The organism is Mesorhizobium sp. M7A.F.Ca.ET.027.03.2.1 (assembly GCF_003999175.1).
In the GTDB taxonomy this organism is placed as follows: Bacteria; Pseudomonadota; Alphaproteobacteria; order Rhizobiales; family Rhizobiaceae; genus Mesorhizobium.
In genome coordinates this window covers 1-5,695 of sequence record NZ_RZOM01000327.1, presented here as the reverse complement: position 1 = coordinate 5,695, position 5,695 = coordinate 1, and the positions used below count along the sequence as shown (strand labels likewise).

Annotated in this window: 4 protein-coding genes and 3 pseudogenes; 2 read left to right on the top strand and 5 right to left on the bottom strand. The window is 58.2% G+C overall.

Features of this window, described 5'->3' with window-relative positions; all coding sequences use genetic code 11:
- Window positions 1-806 (bottom strand): annotated as a pseudogene (locus EN750_RS16040) (IS110 family transposase); the annotation flags it as partial.
- A gap of 75 nt (window positions 807-881) precedes the next feature.
- On the opposite strand from EN750_RS16040, the pseudogene EN750_RS16035 reads away from it, so the two are divergent.
- Window positions 882-1,136, top strand: a pseudogene (locus EN750_RS16035) (transposase); the annotation flags it as partial.
- A 51-nt stretch (window positions 1,137-1,187) separates the two neighbouring features.
- Here EN750_RS16035 and EN750_RS16030 read toward each other — a convergent pair.
- Entirely contained in the window at window positions 1,188-2,186 is a 999-nt protein-coding gene (locus EN750_RS16030) for a succinylglutamate desuccinylase/aspartoacylase family protein (protein WP_127396987.1), read from the bottom strand.
- A gap of 479 nt (window positions 2,187-2,665) precedes the next feature.
- Window positions 2,666-2,980, bottom strand: coding sequence for an SDR family oxidoreductase (locus EN750_RS16025; RefSeq protein ID WP_127396986.1), 315 nt, complete (start codon window positions 2,978-2,980; stop codon window positions 2,666-2,668).
- Between the two features lie 26 nt (window positions 2,981-3,006).
- On the opposite strand from EN750_RS16025, the pseudogene EN750_RS16020 reads away from it, so the two are divergent.
- Window positions 3,007-3,378: pseudogene (locus EN750_RS16020) on the top strand (transposase); the annotation flags it as partial.
- A gap of 603 nt (window positions 3,379-3,981) precedes the next feature.
- Here the strand turns inward: EN750_RS16020 and EN750_RS16010 are convergent.
- Complete coding sequence (locus tag EN750_RS16010; protein ID WP_127396989.1) at window positions 3,982-4,881, bottom strand: ABC transporter permease; 900 nt, start codon at window positions 4,879-4,881, stop codon at window positions 3,982-3,984.
- 79 nt (window positions 4,882-4,960) lie between these two features.
- The coding region (locus EN750_RS16005; protein WP_145967692.1) for an ABC transporter permease at window positions 4,961-5,695 on the bottom strand (735 nt) is incomplete at its 5' end.

The following is a 5,695-nucleotide window of genomic DNA, read 5'->3' as shown; positions in this document are numbered from 1 at the left end:
CCCCTTCGGGGGCGTCTCGCCGAGCTTTTGCTTGCCGCCCGAGGGACGTTGCAGCGGCGTAAGGCCGAGCCATGCCGCGAAGTCCCGGCCTCTCCGGAACGTCCGGGCCGAAGGAGCCAACGCGGCAACGGCAGTTGCGGCAATTGGCCCTATACCGGGAATGGTCATCAATCGCCTGGCTTCCGCATCTTCTTTGGCGCGCCGGGCGATCTCGCGGTTGAGAATGGCCGCTCTCTCATCCAGCGTGCGGAGCTGCTCAACGAGCAGGCATAGAACCGGCCGGACGGCTTCGGGGATGGCGGAATCCTTATCCTCAATCGCCGCGACGAGCTTGGCCACGTAGAAAAGCCCCTGCGCGGCCACCAGCCCGAATTCGGCAAGATGGCCCCGCATCGCGTTGATCGTCTGCGTACGCTGGCGAACCACAAGATCGCGAATGCGGAACACCATAGCCGCCTGCTGCTCTTCGCTCTTTGCCGTTACGAACCGCATGGTCGGCCGTTGTGCGGCTTCGCAGATCGCCTCGGCGTCAGCGGCGTCGTTCTTCTGCCGCTTCACAAAGGGCTTGACGTAGCCCGGGGCGATCAGCCGGACATCATGTCCCAGCTTCGCTATCTCTCGAGACCAATAATGGCTGCCGGCGCATGCCTCCATGGCAACCGTGCAGGCCGGCTGAGTTGCCAGGAACCGAAGAACCTGTTCACGACGAAGTTTCTTTCTGAACATGACCGTTCCGATGCATCGGCACCGTGCGCGTGGAACACGTTCTTCGCCAGATCCAATCCGATAGTGCTAACTTCAGACATGGACGCCTCCGTTCAAGTGATGATCAACGACACCACTTTGGCACAGCGATGCCCTCAGGGGGCGTCCACCCCATCAATCTCGGATCGCACAAGGGCAAGGCCGTGCGCCGTGCCATCCGCTCGGCCGGCGCCAGGCTGTTCTTGCTGCCCAAATACTCCCCCGACCTCAACCCTATTGAGAAATTCTTCGCCAAGCTCAAGCATTGGCTGCGCAAGGCTGCCAGGCGAACGGTCGAGACCGTCTGTGACGCCATCGGCCAAATCCTCGGCACTGTCACCTCAACCGAATGCAGAAATTACTTCATCGACGCCGACTATGCGCCAACCTAAATTCATCACGCTCTAGCCGCCCGCTCAAACATCCAGGCAGGTCACTGACTCTCAAGATCTGAGCGGTCGCGCAAGGAGCGCTAGCCATTCTTCAGCCACGACGTAGCCGCCGGATCGAATGCCGCAGACGATGGAAGTACTGGGAGACCGAATATCAGCGGAAACGGCTGTCGGAGAATCCACCGGATGCAGAATGCCGATGAGATCTCCCTGCTTCACTTCATCCATCATCGAGCAGCAAGGTTCGAAGATGCCCGGTCCAAGCGATCTCATTTCATCGGAGGGGCACTGTGTTTGAAGTGTCTGACTGAGCTTCCGTTGACGGAAGGTCGGATACTCGATTCTTCCCTCGATAAGTCCGAGCGAAACGAATGCGTTACGAACTCCAGCTTCGTAGATCGCGAGAGATTCAGAGCTGACATTGCCCCCTCCGAATTCAGCGCAAACAAATACCTTCCCCTGGTTTTGGACAAGGGTATCGAACATTCCAGCCGTACTTGGGTGATCCCACACCAAAGTCAACGGCAATTTGAACGCCTCCGCCATTCTCACCGTCCTGACCATGAGATCGGGATCCGCGATGGGATGCGTCGTGGTCGATGGTGGATATTCCCACGCCGGTCCGAAGCTGTGCAGATCAAACACGGTATCGGCCATCGGCAGCAAAACGCGCGAAACGGCATCCGCGATTCGTTCCGTTACCGAACCATTGGCATTGCCCGGAAACACTCGGTTGAGGTTCAATCCGTCAATCGGCGTATTGCGGCTAAATGCCTGCACCGCCGGCAGATTTAGTACGGGGACGATGATGACCTGTCCACAGGTTTGCGCTTCGGGCAGCCACTCGATAAGCCGTCGCGCGACAAGAGGCCCTTCCAGTTCATTGCCATGGCATCCGCCGGTGACAAGAAGACGCGGTCCAACGCCCTTATTGATACTGAAGACCGGGAGCGAGAGCTCTCCGCAGTCGGCACCTGCCGGGACAACGAGATGCCCTTTGCTCATGCCGGGTTTGTCGAGATCAAACGTAAGATGTGGCGCCTCGCTCATTTTTTAGCCTATTGTGATTATTCAGCGAATTGAAGCTGGGGTTTTGCGTATTTCCAACTTTTAATCCAAGCTACCTTCGATTCGCCAATATAATGTCGCGGACGCTACCATCCCGTTTTCAGATGGCCCGCGCCTACATGGGCCCGTCAGCAGAGGGGATGTCTCGGTCATTGCTGAAATTCTGCAGGGGCGGCGTTGGGAAGCTCCGCCGGCGCGACGAAGCGGCCGGCCAAGGTGAGAGGGCTTGTGAGATTGCGGCGCCGCCGAAGGATGCCAGTTGTGAGCGGAACCTGATTGCGCGGGCGGTCGGACAGGCTGCGTCTGCTTCCAGCCTTTTGCGGTGGGCCACGCGTTTGCGTGCCATCGCGTATGGCTCCCGAATGGGGATTCATCAGCGATGTGGCGCACCAGGCATGACCATGAGTTGCGGTCCAAAAGAACTCGGCGGCGCTTGTCCGCATCTATACCTAAAATTACAGCTAAATTACGAGGCTGCTGCTGCCCCCATCTATCACGATCGTCGTACCATTGAGATATCTTGCGCGGTCGCCCACGATGATTCCAACCAACTCCGCTAGCTCATCAGCGGTTCCAATACGACCGAAGGGATTGGCACTGGCGACACGGTGAATGGCCGCATCTCGATTCAGGCCTTCATCCACTATCAACGCCTCAATCCTCTTGTGGACTCTCCCGGTATCAAAATACCCAGGCGCGACAACATTCACGCGAACGCCACCTCCCGAAAGCGTGTCAGCAAGGTGCTTTGCTAAAACGGCTATTCCGGCGCGCATTACATTCGAAAGGAGTAGGTGGCTCGCGGCAGGAGAAGAGCAAACCACTTCTCGACGACATGCACGCCTGGTTGCTCCGCGAGCGCGACACCCTCTCGCGCTTCCGCGGTCCTGAAGCCAATCAACTACATGCTCATGCGCTGGGGCGACTTCGCCAGCTTCATCGACGACGGCAAAATCTGCCTCAGCAATAACGCGGCGGAAAGAGCGCTACGTGGCATTGCTCTGGGAAGGTGCAACTGGACCTTCGCCGGTTCCCAGCGTGGCGCCGCCGCCGTTATGCTTACCCTCATCACCACGGCACGCCTCAACGACGTCGACCCGAAAGCCTGGCTCGCCGACGTCGTGGCCGCATTGCCGATCTTCCCGCCTCGCGTCTGCACGAACTACTGCCCTGAGAATGGAACCGCCTGCGCGAAGCCGACAAGCCCGCCGATCAGCAGGCCGCCTGACCTTCACGCAAGTCCATCATAGAGCCCGCCGCGCCCACGCGCGCGTGCTAATCATGCGGCCTTCGTGTATGCGTACGATAGGTCGCAACCTTGACGCCAACCACTGTCATCAAGGCCACCAAGGCACTGGGCGCCGATGCCCAGAGTTTTACGCGTGAGGTTAAGTCTGAGAATTGGTTGGTGTCGAACAGAGGAACGCGTCCGCCGGACCAGAATACTGGATGCTTATAATGTCGCCCCAGACAGCGAAGCCATCGGCCAGGACAAGCCCGACGCAGATAGCAGCCTGATTGTCACAGAAAAATGCGCCCTTGCCAGGCGCTAACAAGACATCTTCGATCTGCATTTCGTTTCGCTCGGGTTGTTCCAAATGCGTTAGCCGCCTGGCCAACAATACGTCACTTGCCAACGAGTTCGCCAATGCAGATGGAGGCACTTGCCGCCGTCAAAAGTCTCTCGGAGACGATGCTGAGTTGAATTCCAGTTTCGCCGGTGTGAAGAATGGACCAATCAAGCCGTCTGACATACCGAAGGACTCACGAACGTGCTTCATCGCCGCAGTCGTGGATCGAGCGCATCTCTGAGGCCGTCGCCGATATAAGCGACGCTGAGGACTGTGAGCGAAATCGCAATCCCCGGCCACAGCACTAGTTGCGGGTAAACCTGCATCTGTCCCATCCCGTCATAGAGCAGCCGCCCCCAGGTCGGGAAATCTGGCGGAAAGCCTAAACCGAGAAACGACAGCACGCTTTCCGTGATAATGGCGTCGGCGATGCCGAGAGTGGCCGAGACAATGATCGGCGACATGACGTTGGGCAGCACATGCCGAAAGATGATCCGATGCGGCGGGGTGCCGATGCTGCGCGAAGCCAATACGAATTCGCGCTGCTTTACGGCCAACACCTCGCCCCGCACGATGCGCGCCGTGCCCATCCAGCTCATCACGCCGATGATCGACACGATTAGGATGAAACTCCCCAGATCGGGTCCGAGAACGCTTGCCACCGCATCGCGGAACAGCATCACTGCGACTAATAGCAATGGGAGCACCGGCAATGACAAACAGAGTTCGGTGAGCCGCATCAGCGGCCCATCAAGGGATTTGAAGTAACCGGTAAGGACACCGACAAGCGTGCCGATACAAATAGAGATGACCATCGCCGTCAGGCCGACGGCGATCGATATGCGACCGCCTGTCATCATCCGCGCCAGTAAATCGCGCCCAAGCTGGTCAGTGCCCAACGGATGGCCCCAGCTTGGTCCCGCGTTCATAGTCGTGAAGTCGATATAGGTAGGGCTTACGCGCCAAACGAAGGGGACGAAGAGGACACCTACGACAATCAGGAAGAAGACGGCCGCCCCGGCGAGCGCGCCCTTGTGGGTCTTGAACTGGTCCCAGACGTCCCACCGCTGATCGCGCGACGGTCCCTCGATCAACACAGGGTCCATGTCGGCGACGGGATCGGTAGTTGGCGTTTGCAAAACAAGCGCCTCGGCAACTTCTTTCGGCTCGTGGTAGCTAAGCAGATTAGTCATAGCGAATCCTGGGATCGAGTACGCCGTAGAGCAGATCGGCAATCAGGTTGAAGACGACGATCAGCACAGCGAAGATGAAGGCCAATGTCTGCACCATCGGCACGTCGTTGGCGGAGATGGCGGTAATCAGGAGCTCGCCGATTCCGTTAACCTTGAATATCTGCTCGGTGACGATGGCGCCGCCGAAGATGCTTGGCAGCCCGAGCGCGATGATAGTGACCACCGGGATCATCGAATTGCGCAACACATGGATGAAAACGACCACATGCTCTCCCATTCCCTTGGCACGAGCCGTGCGGACGTAGTCCTGGCCGAGATTGTCGAGCATTGACGACCGCAGATAGCGGCTGATGTAAGCCGTGGTCTGAACAGCTAGCACCATCACCGGCATGGCCATTTGCCGGAGTTGCTCGAGAAAACTGCCCCAGTTGTCCACGACGAGATTGGTGTTGTAGATCGTCGGAAGCCAGTCGAGATACACGGCGAAGATCAGAATCGCCAGAACGCCCGAGAAGAAAGACGGTACGGCAAGGCCGAACATCGAAAAGAAAGTGCCGATCTGATCGAACACAGAATATTGCTTGTAGGCCGAGACGATGCCGATCGGCAGAGCAATCAGCACACCGACGATATAGGCGAGGCCGACGACTACCAAGGTTTGAGGAAGGCGTTCGGCGATAATGCTGAAGACCGGGCCGCGCGATTGCCAGGAGATGATGCGCTGTAC

Coding starts and splice junctions, on each gene's coding strand:
- EN750_RS16030 (WP_127396987.1), bottom strand. CDS start 2,186: ATGAGCGAGGCGCCACATCTTACGTTTGATCTCGACAAACCCGGCATG.
- EN750_RS16025 (WP_127396986.1), bottom strand. CDS start 2,980: ATGCGCGCCGGAATAGCCGTTTTAGCAAAGCACCTTGCTGACACGCTT.
- EN750_RS16010 (WP_127396989.1), bottom strand. CDS start 4,881: ATGGACCCTGTGTTGATCGAGGGACCGTCGCGCGATCAGCGGTGGGAC.